This is a genomic window from Corynebacterium sp. HMSC04H06, from assembly GCF_001815935.1.
GTDB lineage: Bacteria > Actinomycetota > Actinomycetes > Mycobacteriales > Mycobacteriaceae > Corynebacterium.
In genome coordinates, this window is record NZ_KV823434.1 from 38,360 (window position 1) to 56,092 (window position 17,733).

Sequence of the window (17,733 nt, forward strand, 5' to 3'; positions counted from 1 at the left end):
CTGTTTTTACTGTCTTACTGTCCGCTCGTAGCGTCAACGTCCTCGGCGGCGTGGCGCTTGCGACGTTGTGAACGAATCCACCACAACAAATAAAGAAGCACGAACAACCCGATGATGACTGCCGCAATCATCCACGGCTGCCAGGGGCTATGATATTCCTGCTCGATGTTGCCGGACAGTTCGGTGCGTTCCCCATGGACGAGGAGGCGGTGCGAATTGATCCCGTAGGGAGTACAGGTCACCAGGGTCAAAAGGTCCTTGTCGACGACTGGCCGGATAGTTTCGATGTCTTCCGGTAGGACGGTCTCAATTGAGGTCACCTTGTACGCCAATGTCTCCCCCATCACCTCAACGGTGAAGACTTCGCCTTCGCGAATGTGGGTGAGGTTGTCGAACATGGTCAGCGTCGCCAAGCCGGTGTGTCCTGTCAGAACCGAGTGCGTACCGGCGCCACCGACGGGTAGCGCCGTGCCGTACAGGTGCCCGACGCCGTGAGATAGGACGCTCGAGTCAGTGCCGTGGTAGACGGGCAAATCGATCCCGACCGACGGCGCCCGCAGGCGCGCCATGTTGCCGAAGGCGTCGAGGTGCCCAAGGTACTCGCGGTACCTCTCCGAGTTCTTGTCCGGTCCCGTAGTCCACGGGTCCGGGGCTCCGAACTCCGGCAGCCGGGAGTTATAGTCCCGAGCTGCAGCCAGCGCAGCATCCCGCTCAGCAGGGTCGAGCTGCGCCACGTTGCGCGAATATTCTTCCGCAATCCGGTTTTGCTCGACGTTTTTGTAGTGCGTCAGTACGACCGGAGTGAGAAAGATGAGGGCGGCGATGACGAGGTAGACGACGGAGCGGTAGCGTTTCCACCACCCACGACGAGGCGCCCGCGCAGCCATCACAGGCTGCACACGGTCATCGCCTGCTCGCATTTCGACTCCTCACATTCGCGAAGGCACCCTTGACAGATAAGACCTCGCCTGTCAGATTGATCCCTTCGCCTTATGCCGTTGCACGGGAATCCTTGTAGCTGGTGTACAGGCCGCGGGCCAGGAAGGCCACGCCAACCAGGAAGGCGATCAAGATACCCCAGGCACCAGTTGCCGGCAGCTGGCCGATGATGGAGTCACGCTGGTTCTCCACGGAGACGGACAGCGCACGGTTTTCGATATCCACGTTGACCGGCTGCGGCTGCGGGTTACGGACGAAGCCCTCTGGGGCCTGGGTCTCCAGCACGCAGTAGGTGTTGCTCACAGTGCCGGTCGCACCGGTGGAGGTGGACTGCAGCGGGATCGCGTAGCCGTTCGCCGTTGCGTCAGAGGCGTCATCGGCCCCACCGCCGGCGGTAGTCAGCTCGGCAACGGCATTACCACCGGTTTCCGCGGAAGAGACCTCGACGGCGTCTCCGAGCAGCTGGTAGCTTCCGTCATCCTGCACAGAGCACTGGTAGAGCTCGAAGGTTGCGCCGTTCAGCGAACCTTCCGAAGCCGGCGAGGTCTTCGTGATGGTCAGGTTGCCGAAGACGGTGTTGGCCGGGGTATCACCGTCGGTGGTGCTGTCCTGGCCGTTCGGAAGCTCCACGGTCGCGGAGTTGTTGATGACCCCGTTTTCTGGAATGGAGTTAACAACCGCTGGGAAGTTGACACTGACCTGCAAACCCGAGTTGGACTGGCGGGCCTCCTGCAGCTTTGCGCGGCCCTCGGCGGTGAAGTTGACGCGGACTTCCTGTCCGTTCACCAAGATTTCGTAGTCGGTGCCGTCGGCCAGATCGACATCGCCGTTGGTACTGACCGTCACGTCACCGACCGTCGGTGCGGCCAGGCTCTCAACCAGGTTATCCACGATGTTGAAGCGGTTTAGATTCCCTGCCGGAACCGGAGCGTTGATGGTGTATTCCAGGGCCTTGCCGACGGTGACGCCGTCATCCTTGACCTGCTTGTTCGGGGTCACGTCCTGGTTCTTCGGCTGAACGGTGCGAGAGTATTCCCAGTTGCCGTTGTTGTCATAAGGAAGGGTGACGAAGAACGGGGCCGCCACGGTGTAGTTCTCGAACTGGACCTCGGTGACCCGGTAAACGCCCACGGACAGGCCGTTGGCGGCCGTGGTCAGGTTAATAACACCCTGATCGTTGGTGGTGAAGACGCCGTCTTCGCCGCCGGTAACCGCGGTCACGTCCAGGCTCTCATCGTCAGGGTTGAGGTTGCCAACCTGTGCCCAGCCGGCCGGGTCCGTCAGATCGATGCCGTTAACGCGCTCAACGCGGAACTTTGCCCCCGGGAGCGGGGTGGAGGTGTCGCCCGGATCGCCCAGGAACTTCTCAATGTTCAGCGCCACGTCCTGGTTAGCGTCAATGACGCGGGCGGCGGCGTTTGCAGCGTCGTTCGGGGCCAGAGTGGCTTCAGCGCCAGTCTCCTGAGCCAGGGCGAAGTTCGCGCCTGCACCAATAAAACCAGTGGTCAGGGTCAGGGTAGTCGCAGCCAGTGCGGCGGCAATCTTCTTGGAAGCGGTCATGTTTTACAGGCCTCTCAGCTAAAAAATATGTCCCCTTAGACCCTTCGCCACGAGTGGTTAGCGGCAGGCCTGGGGAGTATGCACAACACAGGTGATTTTAAGCCACATACCAATTAAACACAAGTCCTACGGCCCCAGAAGTCCCCTTAATTTCACTTAATCGGTCGAGTAATCTCGATTCCACAAATTTCCATACGCTGCACAGATAGAATTATCAGTCAATATAATCCACCGCACCTCAAATATACACAATAGCGGTTGCGGAGCCACTCGACTCATGCGACATGGTCACACAAATGTCGCAATCTTCACGCTACGCTATAGAAACTCCGAGCATTCCTTCAGCTTTTCGATACAGCCAGCCCCACACAGCACGTTTTATATTCATGCCTCCTTGCCTCAACACAGCCCCTTCGCCTGACTGAAGCTGGTACACACTCTGGGTATAGAAAAACCCGCCACCCACGCTAGCCGCGTGGAATGACGGGTGTGAAACCTAGTAGGTACTAGGCGGAAGCTTCTACAGTCGAGGCAGCTACCTCGGCCGGAGCAATGCTGACGATGCGACGCCCGCGCTTGACACCGAACTCGACGGAGCCGGCCTCGAGAGCGAACAGGGTGTCGTCGCCGCCACGGCCAACGTTCTCACCCGGGTGGAACTTGGTGCCGCGCTGGCGAACGATGATCTCGCCGGCCTTGACCTGCTGACCGCCGAAGCGCTTAACGCCGAGGTACTTCGGGTTGGAGTCACGACCGTTAGAAGTGCTGGATGCACCCTTCTTGTGTGCCATTGTGGTTTCCCTCCTTCAAGGGGTCTTTAGTGCAAGCCTCGCAGCTTACTTGATACCGGTAATCTTCAGAACAGTAAGCGGCTGGCGGTGGCCCATGCGCTTCTTGTAACCAGTCTTGTTCTTGTACTTCATGATGTTGACCTTCGGACCCTTGGCCTGATCAACGATCTCAGCATCGACCTTGACTTTAGCCAGGTCATCGGCCTTCGACTTAACGTTTGCGCCATCGACGAGCAGAACCGGGGTGAGAGCCACGGCAGAGCCTGGCTCACCCTCGATCTTCTCGACCTTGACGAGGTCACCTTCGGCAACCTTGTACTGCTTTCCGCCGGTCTTGACGATCGCGTACATAGAGGGTTACCCCTTATCTAAACTCGGCTCAGGGGCAGGCGAGGCCCACCCCTGAATGGACAATTACATTTTGCGCTTGAGCCCAGTGCCGGCGCGACACGTAAGTCATGAGACTTCTGGCGCGGCTCAACTGGACTTAAACGGCGACTTGGAAATCCTACCCCGACGGAACCAGAAAAGACAAACCGCGTCTTTCCTGCACCCGCCGGTCACACCAATTTCTGCCTATTTCCTGCTTCGGCGCGTCGCCCGGCGGCGGCCCCGGCTGGGCTGCTTCCGGGTTTCTGCACCACCGTCGGCCTTGTGTTCATCGGTGCCACGTCGCGGCTGGTTCGCACGGGCGCGACCGGACTCCGCCTGCTCCGGCTGGGCGGCCTTCGTCGAGCGTCGCACTGCCCGCCGGCGGCGTCCGCGGACCACGGTCTTGGTGTTGTCCTCGGTCTGCGCCGGGGCATCAGCCCGCGAGGCCTGGGCCGGGGCCTGCTCCTGCGCCGAGGCGGACTGCCCACCGCGACGGTTGCCGCGCCCACCGCGCTGTCCGCCGCTGCGGCGAGTAGCCCGACGGCGACCTCGCTTGGCGCGCGCCGGCTGGTCCGCAGAGGAATCGCCGGCATCGTCAGCAGCGTCCTCCGCCTGGGCCTGCGGGCCGGCCCCAGGCTGCGCGGAACCACTGCCCTGGCTCGGGAAATCCTCCCGGCGCGGGCGGTGGTCGGAACGCGAGTTCCCGCGGGTCTTACGCTTGCGGCGCGGGGAAGCCTCGAATTCCTCGACTGCTTCGTCGTAGGAGATGGCGCCACTTCCCTGCTCCTGCTGCGCGTCCTCGTCCGGCACGTAGTCCTTGAACTCGGCGACATCGTCGCTATCGGCGGCATTATCGGCTGCGGCGAAGGCGATCTTCTCAATATCGCTGACCGAGTCCTGGGACTGATCGTCACGGGACTGGTCGTCGCGCGAGTGCTCGGCACGGGAGCGGTTCGAGCGACCGCCCCGGCTGCCGCGGCGACGGCGGCGACGCGAGGAAGAGCCCTTGCGGTCCTCGGAATCGCTGTCGTGGCGCTCGTCGCGGTTTTCGCCGTCGTTGGTGGCGATCTCGTCCTTGACCACGCTGGCTACCAGCTCGTCGAGCTGCTTGGTACCACCGCGGGACTCCGACTTGGAGCCCTGCTCCTCGTCGGAGCGCTGGTTGCGGCCGTGGCCCGTATCCGCGTGCTTGTTGTTGCGGCGGTCGTGGTGCCCGTGGCCGGAGTGATCGTCGGTGTGCTCGACCGGGTCGTCGTGGATGATGATGCCGCGGCCCTGGCAGTGCTCGCACTCGGTGGAGAAAGTCTCCAGGAGACCTGCTCCCAGGCGCTTGCGGGTCATCTGCACCAGGCCCAACGAGGTGACCTCGGAGACCTGGTGGCGGGTGCGGTCGCGGCCCAAGGCCTCCTTGAGCCGGCGCAGGACCAGTTCCTGGTTTTCGGGCAGCACCATGTCGATGAAGTCGACGACGATCATGCCGCCCAGATCGCGCAGGCGCATCTGCCGCACGATCTCTTCTGCGGCCTCGAGATTGTTGCGGGTCACGGTCTCCTCTAGGTCACCGCCGGAGCCGGTGAACTTGCCGGTGTTGACGTCGATGACGGTCATGGCCTCCGTGCGGTCGATGACCAGCGTGCCGCCCGAAGGCAGCCACACCTTGCGGGCCAGGGCCTTCTGCAGCTGCTCGTCGATCCGGTAGACCTCGAAGGCGTCCTGGCCGCCGTGTTTTTTCCGGTCGAAGCGCTCCACCCGGTCCGCCAGGTCCGGGGCGACCGACTGGATATAGGCGTTGACCGTGTTGAAGGCCTTCTTGCCGTCCACGACCAGGTGCTTGAAGTCGCCGTTGAACAGGTCACGGACGACCTTGACCAACATGTCGGGCTCCTCGTAGAGGGTCACCGGCTTCGCGCCCTTGGACTTCTTTTCCTTCTCCGCGCGCTCCTGGATGTCCTCCCAGACCCCATGCAGGCGGCCAACGTCCGTGGCGATGGCCGCCTCGGAGACGTTCTCCGCGGCGGTGCGGATGATGGTGCCGCCCTCGCCCGGCACGACGCGCTGCAGGATCTCCTTGAGGCGCTTGCGCTCCGGGGCGGGCAGCTTGCGGGAGATACCGGCGCTGCGGCCGTTCGGCACGTAGACCAGGAAGCGGCCAGCAAGGGAGATCTGCGTAGTCAGGCGCGCGCCCTTGTGCCCTATCGGGTCCTTGGATACCTGGACCAGGATCTGGTCGCCGGACTTTAAGGCCTGCTCGATCTTGCGGGAGCGGCCTTTGAGCCCCATGGCGCGCCAGTTCAGCTCGCCGGCGTAGAGCACGCCGTTGCGGCCCTCGCCGAAGTCGACGAAGGCGGCTTCCATCGACGGCAGCACGTTCTGGACGCGACCCAGGTAGATATTGCCGATGAGCGAGGCCTGCGAGTCCGAGGTCACGAAGTGCTCGACCAGCAGGTCGTCTTCCAAGACGCCCACTTGGGTGACGGAACCGGCGTGGTCGACGCGCTGGCGCTCGCGCACCACCATCGTGCGCTCAACGGATTCCCGGCGCGCCAGGAACTCCGCCTGGGAGACGATGTGCTTGCGCTCGCGGCCCTTCTCGCGCATCTCCGCCCGGCGGCGCTTCTGCGCCTCGATACGGGTCGAGCCCTTGATGCCGCGCGGAGCCTCGATCCGCTCCGGCTCGTCGTCATCGCCGTCTACATCATCCGGTTCGGCCTGATCATCCGGTTCGGCCTGGCGGGCCGGCTTGGTAGCATTCGCCTGCGGGGCGATGAAGACCGGCGCGTAGTCCGCAGCATTATCCTTGGCCGCTGCCTGGTACGGCGGCGTCAGGGCCGCGACCAGCTCCTCTAGGTCCTCGTCGCGCTCGAGGTCCGCGTGCTCGTCCTCGGCCTGTGCAGTGTCAGCCTGGTCAGCCTGCGTGCTGCCGATGCCGTCCTGGCCACCGTGGCCGGCTGCTGCGTCGGCGTCGTCGGGCGCCTCGGTCGTGGCGAGGTTCTGCAGCTCAGATTCGACCTTGTCCGCGATCTGGTTGAACTCGTTTTCCACGTTCTTGCGCACGCGGTCGCGCAGCTTTTCCTCGGCGGCCGTGGCCACGGCGTCGGCCGAGTCCTCGTGCTTGGGCTCGTCACCTGCCGGGGCCTCGGCATCCGGGGCCTGCTCGCGCGGCTCCTCGTCCTGCTGCTGCGGCTTGGCCGGGGCGGCGGCGCGCACGGCCCGCTTCTTGGTGGACTTGCGGGTCGCGCGCTTGCGGGTCTTTTTGGGCTTGTCCGCGCTCTTGTCCGCGGCGCTATCCTCGGCCTGCTCCTCAGCCGGGGCATCCTTTTCGGACTTGGCTTCCTCGGGCTTGACCTTCTCGGCCTTAGCCTTCGCGAGCTTAGTGACGGCCCGCTTGCCCTTGGGCGCGGCCTTCCGCTTGTTCTTGGTGGACTTAGTGGACTTGGTGGTCTTCTTCTTGGCCTGGGGTGCCTCCTGGGCCTCGGACTCCGGATCGGTTGCGGCCTCGGAGGGGGCATCGCCAGCCGGGGCCTGGGAGCCGGCGGCTTGGATGCGGTCGAGCATCTGTTCGGCCTCCGCCTTACTCAGGCCGGACTGCGGGGCCTTCTTGATGCCCTGCTGGGCGAACTGTTCCACCAGGGCCTTGGAGGAAATCCCCAGCATCTTGGCGAGGGCGTAGAGCCGCGTCTTGTCCTTCAGCTGGCTCCTATCGATCCGCTCGGCCAACGCGGCGGCCGCTGATAAATCCGTATTTTGTTCGTTTTTAGTCTTTGCAGCCACGGGCTACTCCTGACGTCTAGTGGCGCGAGGGCAAGCTCGCCGCGGGGCCGCGCAAGTCATCCAAGCTGCAGGCAAGCACACCGCAGGGCTTTCTACCCTGAAAGCGCCGAAAGTTTAAGTGTTAAAGATTGAGTATTTAGTTATGCACAACTGCAAGCCCGGCACACAGGCTCTAGCTCCTATTGTGGCACACTTGGGCACCCGCTTCTTCCCACACCTGCCCGAGCGCGCGGAAATTCGCGCTATGTTAGCTTAAGACCATGTCCGACGGCGAACTCGTGCCCACCTCACCGGCAGCAGCAATCCGGCACTACCGGCGGCGCAACGAGTTCAACCCGCGCGAGCTGCTTGCCTTCACCACCACGGCGAGCTTCGGCGTGGGCTTTTTCTTCCTAGACCATACGGCCTTCTACGTCCTTAGCGCGCTGTGCCTGGTGGCGGCGGTGGCCAGCGGGGTCAAGATCGCCCGCCACTACCAGAAGGCCGTGGCCGTCTCGCAAACGGAATTCCGGGACGGCGACTACCCCGCCGCCGCCTACTTCGCCCCGCTCATTCCCATCGTCGCGCCCCTGCTGGCCCTGCCGGCACAGGCGCTCGGCTGGGATTTTTCGGTCCCGCCGGCGGTGGCCACGCTGTCCACGGCGGCGTTTTACAGCGTGGGACTGTTTCTTTCCGGCACCGTGCACTTCCGGCGCTCCTACAGCATTGGCCGCCGGCGCATCCAGCGGATGGACTTCGAGCTGACCGAGCTGACCGCCACCACGCAACGCCTGGCCGAGGAGAATACCGATATCCTCGCCGCGCTTATCGCCATCGGCGCCGTCGACGGCAACGAGGTGAGCTCGAAGGGCCTCCAAAGGATTCTGGACCCCGCGCTGGCCGCGGACGAAAAGGCGCTGCGCGAGCGCCTGCAGGATCTAGACAGCGCCAAGCTGGTTAAGCTCCGCGTGCCCATCTGGCAGGGAGAATCCGCCCGCTGGGATATGAGCATTACTCCCCTAGGCGTGCACGCGCTGGCCGAGTCACAGCGGCGCTAGAAACAGGCTCGGAGCCGCGGTCGCCTAGTGGTGCTGTGAATGCACGAAACCCCCGCGCGGGGCCGGAATACCCAGGCGCCGCGGGCGGGGGTAGTAAAGAGGGTGCGTCTTAGAGGTTCGGGAACCAGATGGAGATCTCGCGCTCAGCAGACTCCGGGGAGTCGGAGCCGTGAACGACGTTCTCACCGACGGTCAGGGCGAAATCACCGCGGATGGTGCCCGGGGTGGCCTTCTCAACCGGGTGGGTGCCGCCGGCCAGCTGACGCCAGGCAGCGATGGCGCTTTCGCCCTCGACGATGCCTGCGACCAGCGGAGCGGAGGTGATGAAGTCCACGAGCTCGCCGAAGAACGGCTTGTCCTTGTGCTCAGCGTAGTGCTTTTCTGCGGTTTCGCGGTCTGCGGTGCGCAGATCCATCTCCACCAGCTTGAGGCCCTTGCGCTCAATACGGGAGATGATTTCGCCTACGTGGCCATTCTTGACGCCGTCCGGCTTGATGAGAATTAGAGTACGTTCAGTCATACCGGCCATCGTACCGAATACCGAGCGATCCTTCGCACTGGAGCCGGCAAAGTGGGGGCCGCGACCGCGGTAGGCGGTGGAGCTAGCAGCCGGTGGTCAGCTGGCTGACCATGGCTTCGGCCTCGTCGTGGCCGACGTGGCGGTACCACAGCCGGACCTGCTTGACCGCGGTGCCGTACTTGCCGGCGGAAACGAGCTCGCGGATTTCTTCCTCGCGCTCCGAGGAGAAATCCGCCTGGCGCAGTGGGCGATGCTTGCCCGGACGATCCTGGCCCCCATGGAACAAGGCCAGCGCCAAGAAGGCTGCCGCCACGATAAGCCCCACCACGATGACCACGCCTGGCCAGTGGAAAGCGCGCGCGAGGATGACCACCACGCAGGCCAGCGCGGCCAGCAGCGAATACACGTAGCGCACGGCGGCCTCCCTAGCCCTTCTCATCCAGGTGTTGGGTGGTCAGCAGGCCGCGCTCCATGCGCGCGATGAGGTTGGAGCGCAGATAGGCCGCCAGCAGCCAGACCAGTCCGAAGACCACCATGATGGCCACGATCGACCAGTGGATGAACAGGCCAGCGACAATACCCAGCACCTGCACGGCCAGGATGACATTCAGCGACCACCGGCGGCTGGCGAAGGCCAGCATGACTAGGTGGAAGACCATCAGTGCCACGACGATGGCGATGTTGACCCCGGTCCACAGCTCGCCGCTGTAGAGCATGCGCAGCATCGGCAGCGCCAGCACCAGGGTGAGAGCCTCCAGGATCAGGGTGCTGGAGATGACCATCCCGTTAAAGCCCTTGATCGGGTCCTTGACGGGCTTGTGCCCCATGCCCAGGGGCCCGACGTCCTTCGGTTTGTCCGTCATGCCGGCTCCTTTCCAAACATCGCGCGTGCCTCACCGGCGGTGACCACCGATCCGGTGATGACAATACCGGAACCGGACTGGATTTCCGCATCCTCCGCCAGCTCGACAGCCTGGGCGTAGGCCGACTGCAGGTCGGGCTCAACGTAGACGCGTTCCTCGCCGAAGATGTCGCGGGCTAGCTCGGCCAGCTCGTAGGCGTCCAGCGCTCGCGGCGAGCTGTTCTGGCTGATGACGATCTCGGTCAGCACGTCCTCCAGCGCGGTAAGGATCCCGGTAGCGTCCTTATCGCCCAGGATGGCGACCACACCGACCAGGCGGGCGAAGTCGAAGTCCCGGCCCAGGGCCTGAGCTAGGGCGCGGGCGCCGTGCGGGTTGTGCGCGGCGTCGATGAACGTGGTCGGAGACTGCCGCATGCGCTCCAGACGGCCCGGGGAAATGGCCTGGGCGAAGCCGTTGCGCACCCTCGCCGCGTCCAGCGGGTGCCCGGCCGAGGCCCCGAAGAAAGCCTCCACGGCGGCCAAGGCGACCGCGGCGTTGCGGGCCTGGTGCTCCCCGGCTAGGGGCAAGAAGACGTCCTCGTACAGGCCGCCCAGCCCCTGGATGCGCAGCTGCTGGCCGCCCACAGCGATGGTGGATTCCAGCGCGGCGAACTCGCTGCCGGCGCGCGCCACGCCCGCGTCCACGGCCACGGCCTGCCGCAGCAGGACCTCCATGGCCTCCGGCTCCTGCTCCGCCAGGATGGCGATGTTCTCGGCCGGGGAGATGGGGTCGTCGGCGTCCGGGCGGGCTTTGATGATGCCCGCCTTCTCCCCCGCGATTTCGGCGAGGGTATCGCCCAGGTAATCGGTGTGGTCCATACCCACCGGGCAGACGACCGCGACCTCGGAGTTGACCACGTTGGTCGCGTCCCAGCGCCCGCCCATGCCGACCTCGACGACGGCGACGTCGACCGGGGCATCGGCAAAGGCGGCATAAGCGATGGCCACCAGGGCCTCGAACTTGGACATGGCCGGGCCGCCGGCCGCCAAAGACTCGGCGTCCACCATCTCCACGTAGGGCCGGATTTCGCGCCAGATGCGCACGTAGTCGCGCGGGTGGATGGGCTTGCCGTCGATGCCGATGCGCTCGGTCACCCGCTGCAGGTGCGGGCTGGTGAACAGGCCGACCCGGCGGTGGAAGGCCCGCAGCAGCGAGTCGATCATGCGCGACGTTGAGGACTTGCCGTTGGTGCCGGCCACGTGGATGGTCTGGAAGGCCCGCTCCGGGTGGCCGAGCAGGTCCATGAGCTTCTCGATGCGCTCCAGCGAGGGCTCGATCTTCGTCTCCGGCCACCGGGTGTTGAGTTCCTCTTCGACCTCGGCAAGCTCGCGCAGCTCCTCGGCGCTGACGGTCTCCGGCGCGGGCGCGGAATAGTCCTCCGCCCCGCCCAGGTTGAGCGTGAGCCCCGACTCAGTGATTTCGACCGGCGAGCCCTCGGTGCCCTCCTTGAGGGCGTCGACGATCTCGTATTCGGTCTCTTGGCCCTTATCGCTGCCTTTATCGCGGTCCTGCTCGCGGCCGTTGCCGCCGTTTCCGGTACGGTCAGTCACTACTTGAGCGCCTCCAAACGCGCGCTGATGCGGTCGACTTCCTCCTGCGCCACGGTCTGGCGGGTGCGGATCTTTTCCACGACCTCTTCCGGGGCCTTGGACAGAAAGTTGTCGTTGCCGAGTTTCTTGGTGGTCTGTTCCAGCTCCTTGTTGGCCTTGGCCAGGTCCTTTTCCAGGCGCTTGCGCTCGGCCGCGACGTCAACGGCCCCAGAGGTGTCCAGGGTGACTTCGACGGTGGCCTGCGACAGGCGGACCTCGATGGAGGCGGACTCGGTAAAGTCCTCGCCCGGCTCGGTGGTCTTGGCCAGGTTGCGTACCAGGGCCTCCTGGCCGGACAGGTCCGCGGCGGTGAAGTCCAGACGGCCCGGCACCTTCTGGGAGGGCTTAACCCCCTGGTCGGAGCGGAAGCGGCGCAGCTCGGTGATGAGCTTCTCGGCGTCCTGGATGCGGCGGGCGGCGACCTCGTCGGTCTCGGCGCCGCCGTTGGTGTCCTCGGCGGTCGGCCAGTCGGCCACGACCAGGGACTCGCCGCCGGTCAGGGCCTTCCAGAGGACCTCGGTGACAAACGGCATGGTCGGGTGCAGCAGGCGCAGCACGACGTCGAGGACGCGGCCGAGCACGATCTGGGTGGTGCGGGCGCGCTGCTTTTCGGCCTCGTCGGCCGGCTCGCGCGCTATCTGGGTCTTGGCGATCTCGACGTACCAGTCGCACAGCTCGTCCCAGGCAAAGTGGTAGAGCAGCTCGTTAGCCTTGGCGAACTGGAAATCGTCCAGGTAGGCGTCGACGCGGGCGCGGACCTGCTCGGCGCGGTCCAGGATCCAGCGGTCGGCATCGGTCAGCGCGTCGCGCTCCGGCAGCTCCGCCACGCCGGCGCCGTTGAGCAGGGCAAACTTGTTGGCGTTGAAGAGCTTGGTGGCGAAGTTACGCGCCGAGGCGGCCGCGTCTGGGCCCAGCGGCAGGTCGACGCCCGGGTTGGCGCCGCGGCCCAGGGCGAAGCGCAGCGCGTCCGCGCCGTAGTCGCGGACCCAGTCCATCGGGTCAATGCCGTTGCCCAGGGACTTGGACATCTTGCGGCCCTGCTCGTCGCGCACTAGGCCGTGCAGGTAGAGATCCGCAAACGGCACCTGCGGGCGCCCGTCGATGCCCTTACCCAGAAGCTCCGGGGTCTTTGTGGCGGCGAAGGTGCCGAACATCATCATGCGGGCGACCCAGAAGAACAGGATGTCGTAGGCGGTGACCAGCACGTTGGTCGGGTAGAACTTCTCCAGGTCCGGGGTCTTTTCGGGCCAGCCCAGCGTGGAAAACGGCCACAGCGCGGAGCTAAACCAGGTGTCCAGGACGTCCGGGTCCTGCTCGTAGCCGGCCGGGGCCTGCTCGTCCGGGCCCACGCAGACCACGTCGCGGTTGCCGTCGGCATTCTCCGGCCCGTACCAGATCGGGATCCGGTGGCCCCACCACAGCTGGCGCGAGATGCACCAGTCGTGCATGTCATCGACCCAGTCGAAGTAGCGCGGCTCGAGCGAGGCCGGGTGGATGGTGGTATCGCCCTTACGGACCGCTTCGCTGGAGTACTTGGCCATCTCCTTGACGTTGACGAACCACTGCTTGGACAGGCGCGGTTCGATGGCCTCGCCGGAGCGCTCCGAGTGGCCGACCGAGTGGACGTAGGGGCGGATTTCCTTAACAATTCGCCCCTGCTCGGCCAGCGCCTCGCGGATGGCGACGCGGGCGTCCTCGCGGGTCATGCCGTCGAACTGGGTGCCAGTATCAGCGATGTGGCCGGTGGTGTCCATGATGATGGGCATGTCCAGGCCGTGGCGCTGGCCCATGGCGTAGTCGTTCGGGTCGTGCGCCGGGGTGATCTTGACGGCGCCGGTGCCGAATTCCATGTCGACGTAGTCGTCGGCGATAATCTTCAGGCTCAGATCCTCGCGGAACGGGTGCGGGAACTCCTTGCCCACCAGGTCGGCGTAGCGCTCGTCGTCCGGGTGGACGGCGATGGCGACGTCGCCCAGCATGGTCTCGACACGGGTTGTGGCCACGACCAGGTGCGGCTCGTTGTCATCCAGCGAGCCGTAGCGGATGGAGACCAGCTCGCCCTCGACGTCGTCGTAGACGACCTCCATGTCGGACACGGCGGTCTCCAGCACCGGCGACCAGTTGACCAGGCGGTAGTCCTGGTAGATCAGGCCGGCGTCGTAGAGCATCTTGAAGATGGTCTGCACGGCCTTGGACAGGCCGTCGTCCAAGGTAAAGCGCTCACGGGACCAGTCCACGGAGTCGCCAATGGCGCGCATCTGGGACTGGATGGTGCCGCCGTATTTTTCCTTCCACTCCCAGACTTTGCCGATGAACTCGTCGCGGTCGTAATCCCAGCGGGTCTTGCCCTCGGATTCCTTGAGGGCGGCCTCGACCTTGGTCTGCGTGGCGATACCGGCGTGGTCCGCGCCCGGCAGCCACAGCGTGGCATAGCCCTGCATGCGCTTGCGGCGGATGATGGAGTCGATGAGCGTGTGGTCCAGCGCGTGGCCCATGTGCAGCTGGCCGGTCACGTTCGGCGGCGGCAGCACGATGGAATAGGCGGGCTTGTCGGAGTGGGCGTCCGGGGTGAAATACCCCGCGTCGACCCAGCCCTCGTACAGGGCGGTCTCCTGTTCTTGCGGCTCCCAGGACTTGGGCAGCGCGTCCGCGCGGTTGGTACCTACTAGTTCCTCATTTTTACGCTCAGTCACGCCGACCAATTCTACCCTGTCGGTCAAACCCCTTTAGGCCCCACCCAGGCAAGACCGCGGGTTTTTCTCCCGGGGCTAGCACAGCAGGTGGGCGACGGCTTCTTTTTCCTCGCGCAGCTGCGCCACCGAGGCGTCGATGCGGGCCCGCTGGGCGTCGTTTAACTCCAGGCCCTGCAGGATTTTCCAGCGGCCGTCCCGGCTGACCGTCGGGAATCCCGCCACCAGGCCGGCGTCGATGCCGTAGGAGCCGTCGGAGACAATAGCCGCGGTGCGCCAGTCGCCCTGCGGGGTGCCGAAAATCCAGTCGTGCATGTGGTCCACGGCAGCCGATGCCGCCGAGGCCGCCGACGAGGACCCGCGGACCTCGATGATTTCGGAGCCGCGCCCGGCCACGGTCGGGATGAACGTGTCTTCGTACCAGCCTTGGTCGACCGCCTCCGCCAGCGGGCGGGAGCCCGCCGAGGCGAAGGTGATGTCCGGGAACTGGGTGTCCGAGTGGTTGCCCCAGACGGCCAGCTTCTCAATCTCATCCGGGCGCACGCCTATCTGCTGGGCTAGCAAGCCGACCGCGCGGTTGTGGTCGAGTCGCATGAGCGCAGTGAACTGGGAATCATCCAGGTCGGGCGCGTGGTGGGCGGCGATGAGCGCGTTGGTGTTGGCGGGGTTGCCCACCACCAGCACGCGCACGTCGCGGGCGGCCACGCGGTTCAGGGACTCCCCCTGCCGGGAGAAGATCTCCGCGTTGGCAGAAATCAGGTCGGCGCGCTGCATGCCCTTGGTGCGCGGCTGCGCGCCGACCAGGAAGGCAGCCTTCGCGTCGGCGAAGGCGGTGTCCTCGTCGGCGGTGATGTCCACGCCGGCCAGCAGCGGGAAGGCGGAGTCCTGCAGCTCCATGGCCACGCCCTCGGCGGCGCGCACGGCGGACTCGAGCTCCAGCAGGCGCAGGCGGACCGGCTGGTCGGCGCCGAAGACCTCGCCGGCGGCGATCCTCCACAGCAGCGAGTAGGCGATGGCCCCGGCGGCGCCGGTGACCGTGACGTTGATGGGTTCTGAAACGTTGTGCTTCGGTGCACCCTGTGCTGTTGGCTTAGACATTGTGTGCATCATCCTTCCCAGAAGAACACCTCGAGTTTTTGGTGAAATTCCTAGTCTAGACGCAAAAACGGTAGAGCGATAGGTTCTGCCCAATTGCCCTCGAATTGAGGTAGCAGAAGTACATCTCTAACTCGGCTGTACTGGCATTTTACCGCCCCCGGGGGCAATTACCGGACGGGGTCGCGAATTTGCGGCACGATAGGGGATGAACCAATCCGTCTAAGCGATTCTTAAAAAAGAGGGGCATGTTGCTATGGGTAACTCCGATTCTCCCACCGCCGTCACGGGAGCCGAGTCTGCCCAGCGCGCCGTCGAAGTCGCGCTCGAGCAGTTTTCCCAGTTCGGTTTCACCGAAACCAAAATGGAGACCATCGCCAACCTCTCGGGCCTGTCCAAGCGCATGCTGCACTACCACTTCGGCGACAAGCGCGGGCTGTACCAGCGCGCCCTCGAGGCCGCGGTAGAACGCCTCAATCCCCCGCTCGAGGACCTCGAGGTCGACTCCGAGGTCCCGGTCGAGGGCGTGCGCAAACTTGTCGATGCCCTCTTTGCCTGCCACATCGCCCACCCGGAGGCCGTGCGCATGCTGGCGATGGAGACCACCCAGCAGGTCTTCGGCGTGGTCGGCCGGCAGCCGGTCAACGACGTCAGCGGGGTGGCCCTGCACCTGGACAAGCTGCTCCTCCACGGGCAGGACTCCGGGGCCTTCCGGCCGGGGATCTCGGCCGACGACATCTTCACCCTGATCACCTCGCTGACCATGTACCGGGTGACCAACCACAACATGTTCGACAACCTGTTGGGGATAGACATGCAGTCCGAGGCCAACACCGCGGGGCTGCACCGCATGGTGGTGGACGCAGTGCTCGCGTTCCTGACCGCCAACATCCCGGACAGCGGCGAGGCGTCCTACCTCACCGCCCGCGAGGCCGTCGATACCGCGGACAACAACAGCGACATCTACGGCTAGCCCCGCCCGCCGGAGACCCTCCCCTTCCCCGGCGCCCAGAGGCGAAAAAGCCGGCCCGCGCTTCCTCCTCGAAAACGCGGGCCGGCTTTAAATATGCCTTTAGCTGTTACGACATCCGCCTAGGCCGACTGCTCCTCGGCGTCGGCGTAGATGAACTCCGGGCCGCCCTCGCCGCGGACTACTTCTGCGGTAATGCGCACCCCAGTGATGTCCTCGCGGTCCGGGATGTCGTACATGATGGGCACCAGCAGCTCCTCCATGATGGCGCGCAGGCCGCGGGCGCCGGTCTTGCGCTCCAGCGCGAGGTTGGCAATCTCCTCCAGCGCGCCGGTGTCGAACTCCAGCTCCGCGCCATCCATGACGAACAGGGCCTGGTACTGCTTGACCAGGGAGTTGCGCGGCTCGGTGAGCACCCGGATGAGGGACTCCTGGTCCAGGTTGTCCACCGTCGCTACGACGGGCAGGCGGCCGATGAACTCCGGGATGAGGCCGAACTTGACCAGATCCTCCGGGCGGACCTCCTCGAAGAGGTCGACGCGCTCCTGCTCCGACTGGGTCTCCAGCTTGGCGCCGAAGCCCAGCCCCTTCTTGCCCACGCGATCGGAGATGACCTTCTCCAGCCCGGCGAAGGCGCCAGCCACGATGAATAGGATATTGGAGGTATCCAGCTGGATGAATTCCTGGTTGGGGTGCTTGCGCCCGCCCTGCGGCGGGATGGCCGCGACGGTGCCCTCCAGGATCTTCAACAGGGCTTGCTGCACGCCCTCACCCGAGACGTCACGGGTGATGGACGGGTTGTCCGACTTGCGGGAAATCTTGTCGATCTCGTCAACGTAGATGATGCCACGCTGGGCCTTTTCCACGTCGAAATCCGCGGCCTGGAGCAGCTTCAGCAGGATGTTTTCCACGTCTTCACCCACGTAGCCGGCCTCCGTCAGGGAGGTCGCGTCCGCGATGGCAAACGGCACGTCCAACATGCGCGCCAGGGTCTGGGCCAGGTAGGTCTTGCCGGAGCCGGTCGGGCCCAGCATCAGGATATTGGACTTGGCGATTTCGACCGTGTCTTCCGGTTCCTTCTTGGAGCGCCTGCCGCCGCGGGCGGCGGCAGCTTCCTCCACCTTGATGCGCTTGTAGTGGTTGTAGACCGCCACGGACAGCACCCGCTTGGCCTGATCCTGGCCGATGACATAGTTATCCAAGAAGGCCGAGATTTCCGAGGGCCGAGGCAGCCGAATTTCTTCCTTTTCGGCCTTCTCGGCCTGGGCCGCGCCCAGTTCTTCCTCGATAATTTCGTTGCACAGCTCAATGCACTCATCGCAGATGTACACACCGCCGCCGGCGATGAGTTTCTTAACCTGCTTCTGGCTCTTGCCGCAGAAGGAACACTTGAGCAGATCCGCGCTTTCTTGCATACGTGCCATTAAACCCTCTCAACACATAGGGCACAATTTCCTTTATCCCAGCAACCGTACCACGCCCACCCGACGCAGCCGG

Annotated in this window: 14 protein-coding genes; 2 read left to right on the plus strand and 12 right to left on the minus strand. The window is 64.8% G+C overall.

From position 1 onward, the window contains the following. Positions 1 to 14 precede the first annotated feature (14 nt). The 5 genes from HMPREF3067_RS07225 to HMPREF3067_RS07245 form a co-directional block, all read right to left on the minus strand. Positions 15 to 920, minus strand: a complete 906-nt coding sequence (locus HMPREF3067_RS07225; RefSeq protein WP_070769057.1) for a class C sortase — start codon at positions 918 to 920, stop codon at positions 15 to 17. 70 nt (positions 921 to 990) lie between these two features. Further along, positions 991 to 2,499, minus strand: coding sequence for a SpaH/EbpB family LPXTG-anchored major pilin (locus HMPREF3067_RS07230; protein WP_070769058.1), 1,509 nt, complete (start codon positions 2,497 to 2,499; stop codon positions 991 to 993). 506 nt (positions 2,500 to 3,005) lie between these two features. Then, the gene (gene rpmA, locus HMPREF3067_RS07235; protein WP_070769059.1) at positions 3,006 to 3,290 is read right to left on the minus strand and encodes a 50S ribosomal protein L27; all 285 of its coding nucleotides are present in this window, start codon (positions 3,288 to 3,290) and stop codon (positions 3,006 to 3,008) included. A gap of 45 nt (positions 3,291 to 3,335) precedes the next feature. Beyond that, on the minus strand, positions 3,336 to 3,641 hold the full coding sequence (gene rplU, locus HMPREF3067_RS07240; protein WP_070769060.1) for a 50S ribosomal protein L21: 306 nt from the start codon (positions 3,639 to 3,641) through the stop codon (positions 3,336 to 3,338). 225 nt (positions 3,642 to 3,866) lie between these two features. Beyond that, positions 3,867 to 7,433, minus strand: coding sequence for a translation initiation factor IF-2 N-terminal domain-containing protein (locus tag HMPREF3067_RS07245; protein WP_246819264.1), 3,567 nt, complete (start codon positions 7,431 to 7,433; stop codon positions 3,867 to 3,869). Between the two features lie 260 nt (positions 7,434 to 7,693). Here HMPREF3067_RS07245 and HMPREF3067_RS07250 point away from each other — a divergent pair, with 260 nt between their 5' ends. Further along, entirely contained in the window at positions 7,694 to 8,470 is a 777-nt protein-coding gene (locus HMPREF3067_RS07250; RefSeq protein ID WP_070769062.1) for a hypothetical protein, read from the plus strand. A 109-nt stretch (positions 8,471 to 8,579) separates the two neighbouring features. Here HMPREF3067_RS07250 and ndk read toward each other — a convergent pair whose 3' ends face one another. From ndk to HMPREF3067_RS07280, 6 genes are all read right to left on the minus strand, one after another. Then, a complete protein-coding gene (gene ndk, locus HMPREF3067_RS07255; protein ID WP_070769091.1) occupies positions 8,580 to 8,990 on the minus strand; it encodes a nucleoside-diphosphate kinase in 411 nt (136 codons plus the stop codon). A gap of 82 nt (positions 8,991 to 9,072) precedes the next feature. Further along, positions 9,073 to 9,405, minus strand: a complete 333-nt coding sequence (locus HMPREF3067_RS07260; protein ID WP_070769063.1) for a hypothetical protein — start codon at positions 9,403 to 9,405, stop codon at positions 9,073 to 9,075. A gap of 10 nt (positions 9,406 to 9,415) precedes the next feature. After that, on the minus strand, positions 9,416 to 9,853 hold the full coding sequence (locus HMPREF3067_RS07265; protein WP_070769064.1) for a DUF4233 domain-containing protein: 438 nt from the start codon (positions 9,851 to 9,853) through the stop codon (positions 9,416 to 9,418). Continuing rightward, complete coding sequence (locus HMPREF3067_RS07270) at positions 9,850 to 11,355, minus strand: bifunctional tetrahydrofolate synthase/dihydrofolate synthase (protein WP_070769092.1); 1,506 nt, start codon at positions 11,353 to 11,355, stop codon at positions 9,850 to 9,852. The genes HMPREF3067_RS07265 and HMPREF3067_RS07270 overlap by 4 nt, the downstream gene beginning before the upstream one ends. Before the next feature lie 86 nt (positions 11,356 to 11,441). Then, a complete protein-coding gene (locus HMPREF3067_RS07275; protein ID WP_070769093.1) occupies positions 11,442 to 14,174 on the minus strand; it encodes a valine--tRNA ligase in 2,733 nt (910 codons plus the stop codon). Between the two features lie 75 nt (positions 14,175 to 14,249). Then, positions 14,250 to 15,269, minus strand: coding sequence for a malate dehydrogenase (locus HMPREF3067_RS07280; protein ID WP_070769065.1), 1,020 nt, complete (start codon positions 15,267 to 15,269; stop codon positions 14,250 to 14,252). Between the two features lie 253 nt (positions 15,270 to 15,522). Between HMPREF3067_RS07280 and HMPREF3067_RS07285 the strand changes: the two genes are divergently transcribed. After that, complete coding sequence (locus tag HMPREF3067_RS07285) at positions 15,523 to 16,239, plus strand: TetR/AcrR family transcriptional regulator (protein ID WP_070769066.1); 717 nt, start codon at positions 15,523 to 15,525, stop codon at positions 16,237 to 16,239. 119 nt (positions 16,240 to 16,358) lie between these two features. Here HMPREF3067_RS07285 and clpX read toward each other — a convergent pair whose 3' ends face one another. After that, positions 16,359 to 17,660: an ATP-dependent Clp protease ATP-binding subunit ClpX gene (clpX, locus tag HMPREF3067_RS07290; protein ID WP_070769067.1), complete on the minus strand. Its 1,302-nt coding sequence runs from the start codon at positions 17,658 to 17,660 to the stop codon at positions 16,359 to 16,361. Positions 17,661 to 17,733 lie beyond the last annotated feature (73 nt).

What these genes read in the sequence shown, in the direction of transcription:
- HMPREF3067_RS07225 (WP_070769057.1), bottom strand. Translation starts at nt 920, where the DNA reads ATGCGAGCAGGCGATGACCGTGTGCAGCCTGTGATGGCTGCGCGGGCG.
- HMPREF3067_RS07230 (WP_070769058.1), bottom strand. Translation starts at nt 2,499, where the DNA reads ATGACCGCTTCCAAGAAGATTGCCGCCGCACTGGCTGCGACTACCCTG.
- rpmA (WP_070769059.1), bottom strand. Translation starts at nt 3,290, where the DNA reads ATGGCACACAAGAAGGGTGCATCCAGCACTTCTAACGGTCGTGACTCC.
- rplU (WP_070769060.1), bottom strand. Translation starts at nt 3,641, where the DNA reads ATGTACGCGATCGTCAAGACCGGCGGAAAGCAGTACAAGGTTGCCGAA.
- HMPREF3067_RS07250 (WP_070769062.1), top strand. Translation starts at nt 7,694, where the DNA reads ATGTCCGACGGCGAACTCGTGCCCACCTCACCGGCAGCAGCAATCCGG.
- ndk (WP_070769091.1), bottom strand. Translation starts at nt 8,990, where the DNA reads ATGACTGAACGTACTCTAATTCTCATCAAGCCGGACGGCGTCAAGAAT.
- HMPREF3067_RS07265 (WP_070769064.1), bottom strand. Translation starts at nt 9,853, where the DNA reads ATGACGGACAAACCGAAGGACGTCGGGCCCCTGGGCATGGGGCACAAG.
- HMPREF3067_RS07280 (WP_070769065.1), bottom strand. Translation starts at nt 15,269, where the DNA reads ATGTCTAAGCCAACAGCACAGGGTGCACCGAAGCACAACGTTTCAGAA.
- HMPREF3067_RS07285 (WP_070769066.1), top strand. Translation starts at nt 15,523, where the DNA reads ATGGGTAACTCCGATTCTCCCACCGCCGTCACGGGAGCCGAGTCTGCC.
- clpX (WP_070769067.1), bottom strand. Translation starts at nt 17,660, where the DNA reads ATGGCACGTATGCAAGAAAGCGCGGATCTGCTCAAGTGTTCCTTCTGC.